Raw genomic sequence first — 17,001 nt, 5'->3', positions numbered from 1 at the left:
ATGTTTTAAGTTTCAGTTATATCATTTATATAGCAACAAAAAAAAATAAATAATAACCTTAACCCGATCGCGCAGATATATCTCTACAATTCGCCCAGCCCGGATAGCGCGGATTTGTAATCCGTGCCCACAACAATAAGACACAACAAAAACATCAAAAATAAAAGCTACAAAATAATGTAGCTTTTTTATTACAAAATCACAAACTAATCTTTGTGGGCACGGATTACAAATCCGCGCTATCGGAAAATTTACACTGTATCAGTCTGTAAATAAACCTTATGCAAATCATCCAATAACTCCATTTCTTCTTCTGGCAGAAGCTGTAATGCTATTTCAAGTAAAGTCAATACATTAATATCTGTTTCTTTATGAAAAACGGCTAAACTTCTCGCTTCTTTATTCATTAGTACAATACTGGCTTTTAGCAAATCTGAAACTATTAGATTTAATTCGTTATAAGAAGAAACTTTTAGCGGTATTGTATATGAACTATCTTCTTTATGCTTTAGTTTTAGTTTGGTGAAATAATTTCTTTTACTCATTAATTCTGATATTTTATCTTCATTTTGCATTTTCATATATTATAAGATTTGATTTACAATTTTAAACAAATATATAAAAAAATCAGCGACATACAACCGACTGTTTACATTCACTTAAAAACAATCGATTACTTGTAATTTCATTTCTATGAAAAGAGAAAGAAAAAGTGAAATTCCAGAAGTTGTAAAAGAACTGGGAATCAAGATAAAAGATGTAATTCAAGAAAAAAAATTCAAGCAAAGAGAGGTGGCTCATGATGCTGAAATGGATGTAGAAAGTTTAAGAAAATACATTAAAGGTTCTCAAGAAATGAAAATAAGCACTATGTTTAAAATAGCACAAGCTTTAAAAATTCATCCAAGTGAATTAATTAAGGATTTGTAATCTTATATTTATTTATATGAAGAATGTAGTTTACCTGATATTTTTTGTGATTTTTAGCGGCTGTAACAGTAACACTCCGAAGGATTTAACAAAAAAACCTGAACCAACAGAATTAATTGGAGAATGGAAGCTTGATTTAGCAAGTTACAATGCAATGATGCATTATGGTTATAAATGCAATGACGTTAGGTTAACATTAAATGAAGATGGAAGTTTTGAGACCGAAAATTTTCCTAATGTAATTAATAAAGTAACTAAGGAACAATATGCAGACTGTCAATCTATTGATGGAGAATGGAGTATCGAAAAAAGATTTTCTAAAGAGAAATGGGCTGTGCTTTTAAAATTTGATAAATATCAAATTTATGGAGGAAACAACTTAATTCTTTTTGAAGTATTAATGGAAAATAAAAAACTTATTTTAAGGCACTCCTTTTTAGATTACAAAGATTTAAATTCAGAGGAAAGACTGCAATTTTTTAAAATAGAACATCAAAATTCATCACGCTAGCAGGTTAAAAACATTCCGTAAGAAAAATCTATATTTATAAAGCAAATTTATAGGAAGATGAAAATACACACCACCAACTATTTTGATACTTTTATAGAAACAGCAGAAGACAGCAAAGTTTCTCAGGGAACAAAACCGCCAAGCAAAGACAAAAAAACAGTTGCAGAAATGCAATACGAACTCATTAGCAAAAATCCGTATAAATATACCTCAGACGATGTTCTTTTTCAGGTATTTGCTGACAGAAATGATTTAACAAAAAGTGAATACGAAAAAGCCAGAGAAGATTTTTTTTCTAAGGGACAAGCTTGTTTTCGCGCCTCACCTCTTTCAAAAACATATGGTTTTGGAATCCATAATGACCATAATGGAAAAATAGCCATTTTCGGCATGGAAACAGACGAATACCTAAAGTTTTTAAAAGATCCCAAAATCAAAAAAGTAAAGGCCATGAAATCTGCTCGATAATTTCTCGCGTCAGTGACGAATACAGCGTGAGAAATTAATAATCAATCTCAATCCAAAATGAAAAAAATTATACCACAGCAAAAGTGGAGTTATCACGACAAAACTTTAAAAAACAAGTTATTAAAACTTATAGTTTGCTGTTTGGCTAGTGTAATTATCAACTTCTTATTTGAGTCTAAAAATTTTGATAAAAGCGATATTGTGTTTTCAATCATCTTTGGAATTGCAATATGGGGGCTTTTGATAGCACAAAAAAAAATCTAAAAACCATATAATTGGAATTTAAAATGACTGAACCAAAAAAGAAAAACTGGCTCAAAATAATTGTCGAGAATTTACTTAGTATTATTTTGGATTGGAAATAACAGCTTGCTTTTTTCGTTATATTTCATTCAAAATCAAGCCACAACACATTCCATATTTTTTTCTTCCATTATCTGCATATCAATTATTTTTTGAGCGATAGTTCCTCTTTCAAATAAGCGTATGAATTTAAAAACGGCACTAACAAAATATCCCGGGTTTGAAACTAATCGGGCGATTTCTGTTATTCTTTCATCTCTTAGCTTTATACAGGCTTCTATTTCGTTTTCTGGAACTGCCACAAATTCATTGGCAAATTTCCAGGCTCCGTTTCTTGCTTCTTCCATACTGAAATCAATAAAGAAATTATCTATTTTTCCTGTGTATTTTAGTATCCAAGTTAGCGTGGGCCAAATTTTAATTAAACATTTTTCCACACCGCCTACTAAATTGCTAAGTATAAAGTTTATTTGGTCAAAATCATGTTTTAAATCTGCAATATCTTCCACTGTGCTGACTTGAGCCGAGGCAATTCCTAAATCAAGGTTTACGTGTGCATTAATTCCCAGTAGTAAATGCTGCAGAACTATTGGCCAGAATTTTTCGGCTTGTTCAAAGGCAAATCCCCAGCATTCAGATGGTTTTTCTTTAGCTTGGTATTGATAATAGGCTTTTAAATATCGGTTAGCAAAAATAACATCCAGTTTTTCCATTCGTTCGCCGTTTTGAAAAGAACCAGCAGCGATACCTTGTTTAACTCTTATAGTAACTTCACGATAAAGAATAGCAAATAAACCTATATTGCTTTGATCAATCTTTGATTTTTCTATTATTTCATCCAAAAACTGAATTACTTCATCAATAGTATTTGCTTGTTTCATAATCGTTTAGTGTTGGTTATTAGTCAAATTGAGAGCAACTAATATAATTATTTTAATCTTTCAATGCTTATTTTTTGAAGTAATTATCTTATTATTTTTAATGCAAAAAAATATCCCAAAAGAAAACTCTTTTGGGATGTTACTAACTTAAATGAAAACAATATTATGCCTCTACTTCTACCTTTAAAATTTCTAATTTTAAATTCCCTTTTTTAGCCGGCCATTCTATAAGATCTCCTACTTTGTAGCCAACCATTGCAATACCTTCATCAGAAAGAACTGAGATTTTGTTTTTACTTACTTTTACTTTTTCGGGACCAACCAGAAGAATTGTTTTTTCTTCATTATTGGTGTGGTCTTTATAAGTTATTTTTCGGTTTATGGAAACAATATCTTCCGGCAGATTTTTTCTCAATACCTGAGATGCATTTTTTAACTGTCCAAGTAACAATTCTTCTTCCTGAGGCGTTACTTTTTTTCTTCTTACGTGATCTTTAATTAAATCGTATGTTCCTGTGGTTAATATAATATTGTGTGACATGACTTTCTTGTTTGCTTCATTTCCATACAGTATGATATATAACTCTTCACTGAATAGCATAAGGCTTTCAGTGATATCATATCCTAAAAAAATTGAAGATTAATAAATAACTATAATATAAGAGTTCCCTGCCTAGAGTTGCGACAGGGCAAAATGAATAAACTCTTTTGAACTTTTTAAGAAAGTATCATCATGCAAATACAATAATGTGCACATCAGGCACATTAAACAGCTGTTTACTAAATATGAATTTGCAGTTATCATTTTATAATTATAATTGTTCTGCAAGATACATTTTATTTCTTACAAAAAACAATAAAAAAACAACACCAAATTACTTTTATAAAAAACATAAATTTCATAAAAAATGCTTTACGGTTTTTCCGTAAAACAATTGTAAATAAATAGGTTATTTTTAACAAATAGATTTATTATACATTTTAGCTTGTTACTATTTTATTTTAAAAAACCTTAAAAACACAATTAAAACCACTTACATTTTTTATGGTTTAACAGCTAGATTTTATAATAAATACTTCAAAAAATTTCCTAAACAAATTAATTTGAAAAATTATGAAAAAAATGAAAAACCAATTATTTGGTAAATCAATGCTGTTTGCTTTTGCAATTTCAGCCCTGTTTTTATTTCAAAATTGTTCTGATGAAAATCCTGATTCGAACAGTACAGAAAGCGCATTAAAAGATTCCCCTGTTGTTGATAAACTTATTGAAATGGGGTTCGCAAAAGAAAGAATTACAGAATATGAAAATTTCTATTTGGTTGAGGGCGATTTAATGTTTTCTAAAGACATAAAATCTTATTCAAAAAGTATTACTGACAGACATGCACATACCAACAATTTGGTTTCACAAACCAATGTTACTTCTATGACAGTTTATGTAGCCCCATCAATTCCAACTGGCGGAGCCGACGACTGGAGAGCTGCCATTAACAATGCTATTAACGACTTGAATACTATTTCTGGATCTAAAGTTAATTTTGAAATTTCTACAAGTCCTTCATCTGATATAATTATTCAGAGTGACGGGAATCAATTGGCTGACAATGTTATAGCAAGTGCGGGTTTCCCAACAAATAACCAGCCTTATAATCAGGTTATTATAAATCTAGATTTTTTAAGCAATGTTACGGTTACCGAAAGTAGTAAACGCTACAATATTGTACACGAACTAGGTCATTGTATAGGTTTACGACACACAAACTGGGATATTAGAGGTGAAACGGCAGGAACTGTTGGTGCAAACCTGATACCGAATACGCCAAATCAGGATCCAAATTCTGTAATGAACGGCGGAACTGCCAATTACGAATGGAGCGGGTTTTCAACTTACGATTTAATAGCCATCAAATACTTGTACCCAGAGCCTGTAATTTTACCTCAAATAACGGCATCTGGTCCAAGTTATCTGTCATCTGGAATCAGTTTATTTACATGGACATATACAGGAAATTTAGCAAATGCCGATTTAGACAGTATTATTTGGTGGTACTCAAAAGTAAATGGCGCTGGAGCTCCTTATGGCATTGGCTGGGGTGCAACCGGCTATTTTATGGCTGTTGCCGATACTTTTTATTCTGACCCGGGATTACAAACTTCTAATTTTATAATCTATTATACCATACGAGATACAAGCGGCAATCTTTATAGAAGCCCTGACTACAACATTATGAAAAAAGGAAAATTTAAACTAGAAGGTTCACTATAATACAAAAGCGCAAATGTCTCTGACTTTGCGCTTTTTTTATTTTTCTAGATAATTGCATATAATTGATGTATCCCATCAAATATTTATATGTTTTTTATTATCGTATATGACCTACGTTAAATGTCATATATTTGTTATAATCTAATTATAAGCCTATAAACATCGTACATGGAAGAAAAATTTTGCTGGCGTTGTAATATGAAAGTCAAAATGCTCGATGATAATGAATTCAAATTATGTAGAGAAGCATTGTTTCATGGAAAAAAAATCGTTGAAGAAGAATTAGAAAATAGAAATATTAAAAATCATATTTGGCTGGACAAAATTGAAACGTTTGAAAAATATCGTTATATGCTTGAAATGTATCGAGTATTAACAGGAGAATACGAACCAAATCCTTTGCCTATTTTACATCATCAAATAAGTCAATTTGGAAAAGATTGTCCAAATTGTGAAAAACCTTTCAGAACTCCAAGAGCAATTTATTGTCCAAGTTGTGGTTATAGCTCCAAAAACTTGACAAAAATCTAGGAATGACAGATTAATAAAAGTTTAAACATGGAAAATTTCGACTGGACATCTTTCACCAAAAAAATAGCAATTAAGGCTAAACTCAGCGACATTTATAATGCCTGGACAATAGCCCATGAATTAGAAAAATGGTTTCTCGAAAAAGTATCTTTTTTTGATGCAAACCAGCAACCAATTGCTAAAGATAAAAACGCTGTAGAAAGCAATACTTACGATTGGCTTTGGTATTTGTATAAAGATGCCATGAAAGGAAAAATTATCACTGCCAACGGAAAAGACGAATTGCAATTTACTTTTGAAGGAAGTTGTCTTGTAGATATAAAACTAAGCGAAACAAATGGTTATACAATAGTTGAACTTCGTCAGCATAATATTGCTGCAGATGATTATTCTAAACAATATATCAGACTTGGCTGTTCAAATGGCTGGGGTTTTTATTTGGTTAATCTTAAATCAGTTTACGAAGGCGGTTTAGATTTACGCAACAAAGATGAGAATCTGAATCCTATGATTAACAATTAGAAACAACAATCAGTATATCAAACATCTACCTAATAAAAACAACCTAAAATCTGGACTTTTAAAGACATAAAATTTGGACTTTTAAAGACATAAAATTTGGACTTTATAGCAAAATAAGCTGTTCGTTTTAATCTGAACTTTGCAGTATTAAAACTTAAAAAAATGACAAATTCAGAAAAAAACAAAACAGTTTTGGTTACAGGCGGTTCAGGTTTTATTGCCGTTCATTGCATTTTAAAATTATTGAAAGAAGGCTATTCGGTAAAAACAACGCTTCGTTCCTTAAATAGACAAGACGAAGTAAAACAAATGCTTAAAGTGGGCGGTATTAGCACATTTGAGAATCTTTCATTTATTCAGGCTGATCTTTCAAGCGACAAAAATTGGGATGAAGCAGTAAAAGGCTGCGAGTTTGTACTACATGTTGCCTCTCCTACTCCGGCGATTCAGTTTACACACGAAGACGAATTAATTAATCCGGCAAAAGACGGCGTTTTAAGAGTCCTTAAAGCTTCAAGAGATGCCAATGTAAAACGAGTAGTTTTAACTTCTGCTTTCGGTGCTGTCGGTATGGGACACAAAAACCGTAAAAAGCCATACACCGAAGAAGACTGGACAAACATTGACAGTAATATTCATGCGTATCAAAAATCAAAAACCATTGCAGAACAAACTGCTTGGGAATTTATAAAAAATGAAGGCGGAAATCTGGAACTTTCGGCAGTAAATCCGGTTGGTGTCATGGGGCCATTATTAGGCGCAGATTATTCGCATTCGCATCAAATGATTAAACAAATGCTGGAAGGTGACATTAAAGCCTGTCCAAAAATCAGTTCTTGTTACATCGATGTACGCGATGTTGCCGATTTGCATTTACTAGCAATGACAGATCCTAAAGCAAATGGCGAACGCTTTTTAGCCACTACAGGAAATGTTTTATCCATGCTTGATGTCGCTAAAATTCTTAAAAACAAATTAGGCAATGAAGCTGATAAAGTTCCAACAAAAGAGCTGCCTAACTGGGTTTTAAAAGCTAGCGCATTAAAAAAACCATCGTTAAAAATGCTGGTTACTTTACTGGGACAATACATGCAGGCCAGCGGAGAAAAAGCAAAAAAAACATTAAATTGGTCTCCACGTTCAAATGAAGAAGCAATTTTAGCAACTGCCGAAAGTCTATTAAAATTAGGTCTAATCAAAAAATAAAAAGATGAAAGTAATCATAACAGGAGCCACAGGAATGGTTGGCGAAGGTATTTTATTTGAGTGTTTAGAAAACGAAAATGAAGAAGAAGTACTGATCGTAAATAGAAAACATTACGATCTCGATCATCCTAAATTAAAAGAACTTCTTGTACCTGACTTTTTACAATTAGAAAATTTCTCTGAACATTTAAAAGGTTATGACGCCTGTTTTTACTGTGCAGGAATTAGTTCTGTCGGCAAAAAAGAAGAAGAGTTTACCCGAATTACTTATGATACAACACTTGCTTTTGCAGACCAATTATTACAGTTGAATCCTGATATGATTTTCATTTTTGTTTCCGGTAACAGAACAGACAGTTCTGAAAAAGGAAAAGTAATGTGGGCCAGAGTTAAAGGCAAAACAGAAAATGCCCTGATGAAATTATATGGCAAAAATCAATATAATTTTCGTCCGGCGATCATGAAAGGAACTAAAGGACAGGCAAATGTAAAAACAATCTACAAAATATTAGGGCCGATAATTGCACCATTTTTTCCGCAAAAAACATTGACACTTCAACAAGTAGGGCGCGCTATGATTCATGTGGTTTCTAAAGGATATCCAAAACAAATTCTAGAAGTAGATGATATTGATCAATTAGCAAAACAATAAAAATTCTGAAAAATGAAAGAAACTGCTATATCTGCCTGTTATGTAAGTCCTTCACTTAATAATGAGCAATTTGTTCCTGAGCATTGCTTTATGTATTTAGTTTCGGGTTCGATGCTGGCTTACGACGGAAGTAAAGAATACAAAATTAAACCCGGAGATTTTGGTATTGCAAGAAGAAATCATTTAGCAAAATATACCAAACAACCTGATAATGGTGAGTTTAAAAAAATCTACATTTTGTTTGAACAGGATTTTTTAAAAGAGTTTAATGAAAAATATCAATTTAAAGTCGAAAGTGAGAAACCGACAAATGGTATTATAGCATTAACTAAAAATGCATTAACTAAAAATTTCATTCAGTCGCTTACTCCTTATTTCAACGAAAAGGGCACAATTGATGATCAGTTTTTGAATGTAAAACGCACCGAATTACTGCTTGTACTATTAAAAGTTAATCCTGAACTGGCCAATATTTTGTTTGATTTTGGCAGTCCCGAAAAAATAGACCTTGAAGCTTTTATGATTCAAAATTTCAGGTTTAATGTAAGCATAGAACGCTTTGCTTACTTAACAGGACGCAGTTTGTCGGCTTTTAAAAGAGATTTCGAAAAAATATTTAATGCTACTCCAAGTCATTGGCTGGTTCAAAAACGACTTGAAGAAGCGTATCATTTAATTGATAAAAAGAACAAAAGGCCGTCTGACATTTATCTTGACTTAGGTTTTGAGAACTTTTCCCATTTTTCGTTTGCATTCAAAAAACTGTTTGGACATTCGCCAACACAGCTTATTGAAACGAAGAAAAATAATTAATTAAAATTGAAAGTTTAAGTCTGTAAACGCACCTTTTATTTTGGAGCATAACGATTGTGATCATACGATTTTCTCTCTGAGATATATTGTATAATAAGGTTCTTTTTCTGGTCGTCGGTCAAATTTTGAGTATAATTTTTAGCCACTACAACCTCAAGTCTGTTTAATTCATCCGTTGATAAATTATCAAAATAAGAAAGTACTAGTTCCTTATTTTCGAGCTCGTTAATATCAACATAAGGAACTACTTCCGGTCCTGTAGTAATTGCTTCCTTTTTCTTGGAAACATTTATTTTTTCTACTTTTTCAGATTCCTTCTGAGATGAAACTTTAGCTTTAGTAAGGTTCACATTTTCATTTATTTCAACTTTTAACGTCGAAGATAATTCAGCATAATTCATTTGAGAAGTCGCTTTCAAAATATACCCTAAAACCGCAGCCACAATTGCTTTTGGTAAAAACACAATGAAATCGCTGTCAATAATCGATACTGCCTGAAGCGCAGAACCAACTCCAAGTATGATAAGCGAAAAACCTAAAACCATGAAAAGATCTTTCAAAATAACATTAATTTTTCTGATACGATTTCCTAATAAAATAGTAACCACTATCATTACAATATTAGAGAGAATCAGCAATATTGCACTCGAAATAGAGGTTGAAGCAAAAGAAGCTAATGAATTAAAACCTTGCTCTTCTTGTGCGAAATATATTGGTATTGAACTGAATAAAACCGAACCTAAAGAATAAATTGGTATTGCCAGGAAAACCAAAGATATAATTATTAATGAATCGGCTTTGCCATATTTAAGCACTCTATTTAAAAAAAGTTTAAAAACCATTAGTATTCCAAACCAAATCACAGTGCTAAAAACCGCAAAACCATTTGCTAAAAAACCATGAAACCAGGTTTTGTCTACATAAAAAAATTGTTTGTAAATGGCAAAGACAATAATTAAAGCTGCATAGATATAGGCAATTAATGCGGTAGTATTATAAATTTTTGGCAAACTGGTTTCTTGGGTAGAATTACTCATAAGGTTCGTAGGTTTCTGAAGTGGTTATTTGGGAGTTAAATTTTATTTTGATCAAAAATATATAAATTTAATTAGAAATCATTAGAAGATTTTTTTCGGTTCACAGAAGCTTATCTTTCGTAAATATAATCTGAATCTATTTTATCAGATTAGCATTTTTAATCGTATTTTCGTTTAACTAAAAATAGCATTTAACGTACTCTCAAATAAAAATGAAAACTTATTTTGTTGACTCATTTACAAATGAAAAATTTAAAGGAAATCCAGCTGCGGTTTGTCTTCCCGATACAGAATTAGATGCAGAAAGTATGCAAAACATTGCAACCGAAATTGGTTTTTCGGAAACTGCTTTTATAAAACAAATAAAAAACAATACATATAGTATTAGATTTTTTAGTCCGAAAACAGAAATTCCGTTATGCGGACATGCAACATTGGCTTCGTCTAAAATTCTTTTCAGCACCACTGCATTAAACAGCATAAAATTTATCAACTGCGATAATGTTGAATTGAATATTGAAAAAGAAGCGAATAAAATCAAAATGCAATTTCCTGTTTATGACACAGAACAAACAGAAGTTCCTCAAAAACTCCTTGACGCTCTTGGAATTTCTGAAACTGTCGAAAAAAGGTACAGCCCAAATAACAAAATAATTTTACTCGAGATTGAAAGCGCTAAGGAACTGGCAAATTTAAACCCAGATTTCACAGCCTTGATAAACTCACATACCGGAATAAACGGTGTGCTTGTAACTGCTGTTTCAGACAACGAAAATTTTGATTTTCATTACCGATATTTTTGGCCTTGGGCTGGAACTAATGAAGATCCTGTAACTGGTGGAATTCAAACTTTTTTGACAAAATATTGGGCCATAAAACTCAATAAAACAAAATTGAACGCTTACCAGTCTTCTCAAAGAACCGGGACTATGAGTACAGAACTTTTACAAGACAAGGTTTATATTCTTGGAGAAGCGGTAATTGTTTTAGAAGGTGAATTTATTTTATAAATCTTAAAAAAACTATGAAAGCATTAATTACTACTTTATTTTTAATTTGCAGTATCACTTTATCTGCCCAATCAAATCAATTTGCGGGCGCTTATTCGCGTTCACTTTCTGAAGAGGGAAAACATATAATTGAATATAAACTGACCTTAAATCAAGATGGAACATTTGTATTTCATTCGTATTCTAAACTTCAAGGCGGAACTCCGCCGGAAGAAAATAAATACGGAAAAGGGAAATGGAGCGTAAAGGACAATATGATTACTTTTTCTGCCAATAAAAAAGAGGACTTTGACGAAAAATATACTTTAGATTTTAATAATTCTACAGCCAGGTTTGTAGCTAAAAATCCCAGAGATAAAAGTGATAAAGTCGTGAAAACGAAACTTCAATTCTTAGAATCTGAAATTAATTGGATGAGAAGAATTGATGTTTTTAGAATATAAAAGATGGAAAAAAACTTCAAATTTGGAATTATAATATTATTAATAAGTTGTATAACCAGCTGCAAGAAAAATAATCCAGACTTCAAATTTTATTCTTGTGAATTTGATCAATCTCAATATAACAATCCAATATATTACAGCAAATGGATTGATAATAAAGAAGATGCTCTTAAAACGAAACTTACTTTTGTAGATTCAAATCTAAACGAAAGAAACTTAGACAGTCTATATAAAGAAACTGCACAACATTTATTTATAATTGGAGGCGGCGGCATGTACGTTCCGGTGGAAAATTGTTCAGTAGAAATTAAAAATGATACCATTCAAATAAATTTTAATGGAAATCATATTCATGAACCTGTAGGTGAAGCTGCTTCGTCTTTTGTCTGCTTAGAAATCAACAGAAAAAAATATCCTAATTATAAAAATATGAAAGTAACTTATATAGATACCGATTTGTAAAATGAAAATTATATTAGAAAGAAATTTAGATTTCAGACAATTTCAAAATCTGATTATCCTGACGTTTATAACTGGAATGCTATTTCTTGGAATGCTTAATTCCGCAAGTTTCAAATCTTATTATATTATTGAAAGTATTTTGTTTCTATTATGCCTTATATTCATTTCAATTTTATTTACTAAGAAAGGTTTTTTTGTAGAAAATCAAAAGCTTTATAAAGTTATTTTCTTATTCGGGTTTAGATTAAAAAGAACCTTAATAGAAACTTCAAATTTTCAACAGTTTTCCATAATAAAAGGTAAACTTTCTACTAATTACTCCTATTCAAACGACATTAAAGAATTACACAACTGGGAACCTGATTTAAATTATTCTGTAAACTGTTTTACTATATTCATTATTGATGAAAGTAAAAGTTATAATAAAAAAGTTTTGACTTTGACTAAACCGGAAAAAGTAAAATTGGCAATTGATTTTATCGTTAAAAATACACATCTTACCTTGTACTAAAAGAAAAGAATAAAAGCTGTGGTAAATTAATCGAAAAAACTTTACTTAAAACTAAAACGTCTGACGACAAAAATTCGATTGCATATCTCTACAATGTTACTTATCAGAATATAAAAACTACAGAAGAAATTCTAATTGTTAGAGAATCGAAAGATCATAATTTTCAAGTTTATGTTTATAATATTAAGAAAGCAGTAGACTAAGTGAGATTGCTTCATTCCAAGGACAAAACTTTGTGCCTTCGCGAGAACCAACACACCAACACAAAAACTTAGAATCTTAGAATCTTAGAATCTTAGAACTTTAGTAACTCTTTTTGTTGGTTTTATACCTAAATATGACGGACTTACGACATTTTTTTTGTAGTCACTTTCTTAATTATCTACTTTCAGGTATTCAAAAGAAATAATTACAAAATTAACTAAAGCTCCTTATTATGAAAACTACAAAAATGGTATTACTTTTTATCATAATAATCTCATTTGGTGCCTGCAAAAAGGACTCAAAGGGAGAAAAAGATAATTATACAACTGTAAAGGAAAGTGCTGCAGCTTCTGAGTGTTTAGCTCCTGCTAATTGGTTTACGATCGTAAACAATACGCGCCAAACTCCTCCACCAAATGAAGGACCAACAAGCGTATTTGCCAACAATGCAACAGTAACAAATTGCGACTTTCATCAATGGTCATGGCAAAAATTTCTTTGGCTGACTAATGAGGTTAACGGACAACCGCAATTCATTACTAACCTGATTCAGGTGAATGCCGCAGGTCAGAGATTAAACCCAAGCAGCGGGATTGTTTTAACAGATACTGCTCAGGCAAGTGGTAGTACTGATATCTTAAAAACGCCAAATTATCCATCGGGTGTTCCTAAATCGACTACGGTGTATTATTCTATATTTATGGACAAACTTATGTATGGAACTATGCTAAAATATGGTCCAATAGCAAAAAATGACCCTACTAAATTAAAAGATATAGCTTTTCCTGTAGGTTCATTAGAACTTAAAACTTCCTGGATCGATGCAAGCGTTCTTAAAGATTCTTCTTCTTATTTTGTTACTCAGGGAGTAATAAATGGAGTAAAAACAAAAGTAGCACTTTTGGGAATGCACGTAGTTGGAATTGTAGAAAATCATCCTGAATTTGTGTGGGCTACTTTTGAACACGAAAATCTTGCACCTGCTTACGATTGGTCAAAAGCAACGCCAACAACTGATGCGCCGGTGACGAGTACAGTTGATTACCCATTTTTTAATAAAGCCAGTACGGCAACGGTTACCAATATAACCTCAGGAAATGGAATTTATACCGATGTTTTTTCTGTTTACAAATATGGAGTTCCTGTTGAAAAAGCAATGAAAGGCACTCATAATGTTCAGCTTTTTATGCAAACCAGCCAAAATGGTTCACAAAACTTAAATAATATCCGTACTATTAATCAAAGTGTTAAAACACAGCTAAAAGGTATCTGGAACAATTATTTCTACAATGGTTCATTATGGATAAATACTGCAGGATACAATAGTACTCCGGCACAAGCGGCTTTATTAGATTCTTTGAGTTATGATCTTTCAAATTCTGCTCCTGGAAAATTAACCAGAGGTTCGGTTTCAGCCTACAATATTACTATGGAAACTTATGTTCAGGTAGGTTTTAATCCAACATCAATACACGGGAATTCGGTATCTAATCTTGTTAATTGTTTCTCTTGTCACAACACATATTATAAATCAAATCTTTCTCCTCTTTTTATAAGTCATGTATTTACAGGATATGTAGGAGGTCTACAAGGGTTAAACAGAAAACAAATCAAAGACGAACATGTTAAAGACATTGTTAAACAATTCAATTTGCGTCTAAAATTAAGAACCAAACAATAAGCTGTTTTACTTTTAAATCTAATTAATATAAAAACCACAAGCTTCCGTTTGTGGTTTTTATGCTTTATTGATGAATTATAAGATTAAAAATTCTATTCGATTTTTTAAGTTATAGTGTGCAGATGTTGCTCAAATCTCTTTTAAATCTGCGTGAAACAAAAAACCTTTGCGAGTTTACAACTTTGTAACTTTGCCTCTTTAAATTTCAATACCACTTTTTAAATTCCTAATTTCGCTTTCGAATAAGAAAGAGAAAAATGAAGGTATGTATTGCTGAGAAACCAAGTGTAGCACGTGAAATCGCATCTGTTTTGGGCGCCAATACCAAACACGATGGATATTATGAAGGCAACGGTTATGCCGTAACCTACACTTTTGGGCATTTATGTACTTTAAAAGAACCTAACGATTACAAACCGCACTGGAAAAGCTGGGATTTAAATAACTTACCAATGCTTCCTGAAAAGTTCGAAACCAAAGTTGTTCAGAATTCGGGAATTCAAAAACAGTTTAAAATCATCAAAAGTCTTTTCGATAAAGCCGAATTAGTCATAAACTGCGGGGATGCCGGACAGGAAGGAGAATTAATCCAGCGCTGGGTAATGAACGAAGCACATTACAAAGGCGAAATAAAACGCTTGTGGATTTCATCCCTAACAACCGAAGCCATAAAAGAAGGTTTTGACAACTTAAAACCATCTGAAAACTACGATAATTTATTCTACGCCGGATTTTCAAGAGCGATTGGCGACTGGCTTCTCGGAATGAATGCTACACGTTTGTATACTGTAAAACATGGCGGTTACAAACAAGTTTTATCTATTGGACGTGTACAGACGCCAACATTAGCAATGGTTGTAGACCGATTTAAAGAAATCGAAAACTTTAAACCTCAACCCTATTGGGAATTGCAGACTTTGTATAGAGAAACACTTTTTAGTTATGAAGAAGGACGTTTTCTGAAAAAAGAAGACGGAGAAATTCTGGCTGAAAAAGTTAAAGAAAGTGACTTCGAAATTGTTTCTGTTGATAAAAAAAACGGAAACGAATACGCACCAAAACTTTTTGACTTAACAGGTTTACAGGTTTATTGCAATCAAAAATTTGGATTTTCTGCAGAAGAAACGCTTAAAATCGCACAGACTTTATACGAGCAAAAAGCGATTACATATCCCAGAGTAGATACGACTTTTCTGCCGGGAGATATTTATCCGAAAGTACCGGGAATTCTACAAAAACTGACGAATTATAGTCATTTAACAGAACCGCTTTTAGGAAAGAAAATTAAAAAATCTCCAAAGGTTTTTAACGATAAAAAAGTAACCGATCACCACGCAATTATTCCAACGGGAATCGAAATTAATCTGCCGTACAATCAGCAGCAGGTTTATGATATAATTGTAAAACGTTTTATTGCGGTTTTTTATGATGATTGTCTCGTTGCCAACACCACAGTCATAGGAAAAGCTGCCGATGTTACTTTTAAAGCCACAGGAAAAGAAATCCTGAAAAAGGGTTTCCGTGTTGTTTTTGAAGATCCAAATGCAAAAGAAAAAGAACCCGATTTATTACCGAGCTTTGTTGTGGGTGAAAAAGGTCCGCATGAACCTTCTTTCCTTCAAAAAGAAACCAAACCGCCCAATCATTTTACCGAGGCAACTTTACTGCGCGCCATGGAAACCGCAGGAAAACAAGTCGACGACGAAGATTTACGCGAATTGATGAAAGAAAATGGAATTGGCCGTCCGTCAACGCGTGCAAATATTATCGAAACGCTTTTCAAACGTCAGTATATTGTCCGAAATAAAAAACAAGTTTTGCCAACAACAACCGGAATTCAGTTGATTGATACGATTCAGAATGAATTGATAAAATCGGCGGAGCTTACAGGTTCTTGGGAAAAACAATTGAAAGATATTGAGAAAGGTACTTTTACAGCTGCTGCTTTTATTCGAAACATGAAACGTATGGTTGAGGCTTTGGTTAACGAAGTTCGAAGCGAAACAAGACACGCTAATATTTCGCATGCTGCAACGATTCAAAAACCAGCTGTAAAACCAGAAAAAAAGAAAGCGGACGGAATTTCGGCAGAAACTTGTCCGAAATGCCAAAAAGGAAATCTAATAAAAGGGAAATCGGCTTTTGGATGCAGCGAATATAAAGCGGGGTGTGATTTTGTGCTTCCTTATGTTTTTTTAGATAAAAAAATTACCGAAAGTCAGTACTTGCGATTGGTTCAAAAAGGTTCAACCGTAAACATAAAAGGCTTTAAAACCGAGTCTGGAACTGTTGAAGGTTTAATTCGTTTTGAAGAAAATTACAAACTTAAATTAGAACCAAAGAAAACCGAAGCGAAAAAGACAAAACAAGAAACATCAGATTCTTTAATGTGTCCGAAATGTAAAAAAGGAACGATCTTAAAAGGAAAAACGGCTTACGGCTGCGCTGAATATAAATCGGGTTGTGATTTTAAAGTCACTTTTGATGAAGTCCGCGCCAAACTAAAAGATCAAAAACCAACGAAAGAACTGGTGTATTCGATTTTAGAAGAAAGCGTTTAGTTTTTT

General features: G+C 32.3%; 20 protein-coding genes. 16 read left to right on the top strand and 4 right to left on the bottom strand.

Translation table 11 applies throughout. The features are described 5' to 3' along the window. Positions 1-251: 251 nt before the first annotated feature. Complete coding sequence (locus APR43_RS19295) at positions 252-545, bottom strand: hypothetical protein (RefSeq protein ID WP_123924619.1); 294 nt, start codon at positions 543-545, stop codon at positions 252-254. A gap of 148 nt (positions 546-693) precedes the next feature. Here APR43_RS19295 and APR43_RS19290 point away from each other — a divergent pair, with 148 nt between their 5' ends. From APR43_RS19290 to APR43_RS19275, 4 genes are read left to right on the top strand one after another with little or no spacing between them, the layout of a single operon-like run. Next, a complete protein-coding gene (locus APR43_RS19290) occupies positions 694-930 on the top strand; it encodes a helix-turn-helix domain-containing protein (protein ID WP_053470943.1) in 237 nt (78 codons plus the stop codon). Positions 931-946: 16 nt separating this feature from the next. Next, positions 947-1,441, top strand: a complete 495-nt coding sequence (locus APR43_RS19285; RefSeq protein WP_053470944.1) for a hypothetical protein — start codon at positions 947-949, stop codon at positions 1,439-1,441. A gap of 57 nt (positions 1,442-1,498) precedes the next feature. Further along, positions 1,499-1,909: a DUF6157 family protein gene (locus tag APR43_RS19280; RefSeq protein WP_053470945.1), complete on the top strand. Its 411-nt coding sequence runs from the start codon at positions 1,499-1,501 to the stop codon at positions 1,907-1,909. Between the two features lie 57 nt (positions 1,910-1,966). Beyond that, a complete protein-coding gene (locus APR43_RS19275; RefSeq protein ID WP_053470946.1) occupies positions 1,967-2,173 on the top strand; it encodes a hypothetical protein in 207 nt (68 codons plus the stop codon). Between the two features lie 134 nt (positions 2,174-2,307). Here APR43_RS19275 and APR43_RS19270 read toward each other — a convergent pair whose 3' ends face one another. Continuing rightward, positions 2,308-3,093, bottom strand: coding sequence for a DUF5995 family protein (locus tag APR43_RS19270; protein WP_053470947.1), 786 nt, complete (start codon positions 3,091-3,093; stop codon positions 2,308-2,310). 163 nt (positions 3,094-3,256) lie between these two features. Next, the gene (locus tag APR43_RS19265; RefSeq protein WP_053471177.1) at positions 3,257-3,634 is read right to left on the bottom strand and encodes a GreA/GreB family elongation factor; all 378 of its coding nucleotides are present in this window, start codon (positions 3,632-3,634) and stop codon (positions 3,257-3,259) included. A gap of 582 nt (positions 3,635-4,216) precedes the next feature. Between APR43_RS19265 and APR43_RS19255 the strand changes: the two genes are divergently transcribed. From APR43_RS19255 to APR43_RS19230, 6 genes are all read left to right on the top strand, one after another. Then, the gene (locus APR43_RS19255; protein ID WP_165590677.1) at positions 4,217-5,362 is read left to right on the top strand and encodes a M57 family metalloprotease; all 1,146 of its coding nucleotides are present in this window, start codon (positions 4,217-4,219) and stop codon (positions 5,360-5,362) included. Positions 5,363-5,530: 168 nt separating this feature from the next. Continuing rightward, positions 5,531-5,893, top strand: coding sequence for a hypothetical protein (locus APR43_RS19250; RefSeq protein ID WP_053470950.1), 363 nt, complete (start codon positions 5,531-5,533; stop codon positions 5,891-5,893). Positions 5,894-5,920: 27 nt separating this feature from the next. Continuing rightward, positions 5,921-6,415: an SRPBCC family protein gene (locus APR43_RS19245; RefSeq protein WP_053470951.1), complete on the top strand. Its 495-nt coding sequence runs from the start codon at positions 5,921-5,923 to the stop codon at positions 6,413-6,415. A gap of 162 nt (positions 6,416-6,577) precedes the next feature. Further along, positions 6,578-7,621 carry an SDR family oxidoreductase gene (locus tag APR43_RS19240; protein ID WP_053470952.1) on the top strand — a complete coding sequence of 348 codons (1,044 nt, stop codon included), beginning with the start codon at positions 6,578-6,580 and terminating at the stop codon, positions 7,619-7,621. A 4-nt stretch (positions 7,622-7,625) separates the two neighbouring features. Next, a complete protein-coding gene (locus APR43_RS19235) occupies positions 7,626-8,273 on the top strand; it encodes an NAD-dependent epimerase/dehydratase family protein (RefSeq protein ID WP_053470953.1) in 648 nt (215 codons plus the stop codon). 12 nt (positions 8,274-8,285) lie between these two features. Further along, positions 8,286-9,086 carry a helix-turn-helix domain-containing protein gene (locus APR43_RS19230; protein ID WP_053470954.1) on the top strand — a complete coding sequence of 267 codons (801 nt, stop codon included), beginning with the start codon at positions 8,286-8,288 and terminating at the stop codon, positions 9,084-9,086. Between the two features lie 35 nt (positions 9,087-9,121). Here the strand turns inward: APR43_RS19230 and APR43_RS19225 are convergent, their stop codons facing one another. Continuing rightward, positions 9,122-10,123, bottom strand: coding sequence for a hypothetical protein (locus APR43_RS19225; RefSeq protein WP_053470955.1), 1,002 nt, complete (start codon positions 10,121-10,123; stop codon positions 9,122-9,124). Between the two features lie 212 nt (positions 10,124-10,335). Here APR43_RS19225 and APR43_RS19220 point away from each other — a divergent pair, with 212 nt between their 5' ends. The 6 genes from APR43_RS19220 (at position 10,336) to APR43_RS19195 (ending at position 16,995) form a co-directional block, all read left to right on the top strand. After that, complete coding sequence (locus APR43_RS19220; RefSeq protein ID WP_082356385.1) at positions 10,336-11,133, top strand: PhzF family phenazine biosynthesis protein; 798 nt, start codon at positions 10,336-10,338, stop codon at positions 11,131-11,133. Positions 11,134-11,147: 14 nt separating this feature from the next. Beyond that, positions 11,148-11,576, top strand: a complete 429-nt coding sequence (locus APR43_RS19215; protein ID WP_053470957.1) for a copper resistance protein NlpE N-terminal domain-containing protein — start codon at positions 11,148-11,150, stop codon at positions 11,574-11,576. Between the two features lie 3 nt (positions 11,577-11,579). Further along, the gene (locus tag APR43_RS19210; protein ID WP_053470958.1) at positions 11,580-12,038 is read left to right on the top strand and encodes a hypothetical protein; all 459 of its coding nucleotides are present in this window, start codon (positions 11,580-11,582) and stop codon (positions 12,036-12,038) included. Position 12,039: 1 nt separating this feature from the next. Further along, positions 12,040-12,549, top strand: a complete 510-nt coding sequence (locus tag APR43_RS19205; protein ID WP_053470959.1) for a hypothetical protein — start codon at positions 12,040-12,042, stop codon at positions 12,547-12,549. Positions 12,550-12,985: 436 nt separating this feature from the next. Further along, positions 12,986-14,434: a hypothetical protein gene (locus APR43_RS19200; protein WP_053470960.1), complete on the top strand. Its 1,449-nt coding sequence runs from the start codon at positions 12,986-12,988 to the stop codon at positions 14,432-14,434. A 257-nt stretch (positions 14,435-14,691) separates the two neighbouring features. Beyond that, positions 14,692-16,995: a type IA DNA topoisomerase gene (locus APR43_RS19195; RefSeq protein WP_053470961.1), complete on the top strand. Its 2,304-nt coding sequence runs from the start codon at positions 14,692-14,694 to the stop codon at positions 16,993-16,995. Positions 16,996-17,001: the final 6 nt, after the last annotated feature.

The organism is Flavobacterium sp. NLM, assembly GCF_002210235.1.
Classification (GTDB): Bacteria; Bacteroidota; Bacteroidia; order Flavobacteriales; family Flavobacteriaceae; genus Flavobacterium; species Flavobacterium panici.
This window is presented reverse-complemented; position numbering and strand designations above follow the sequence as displayed.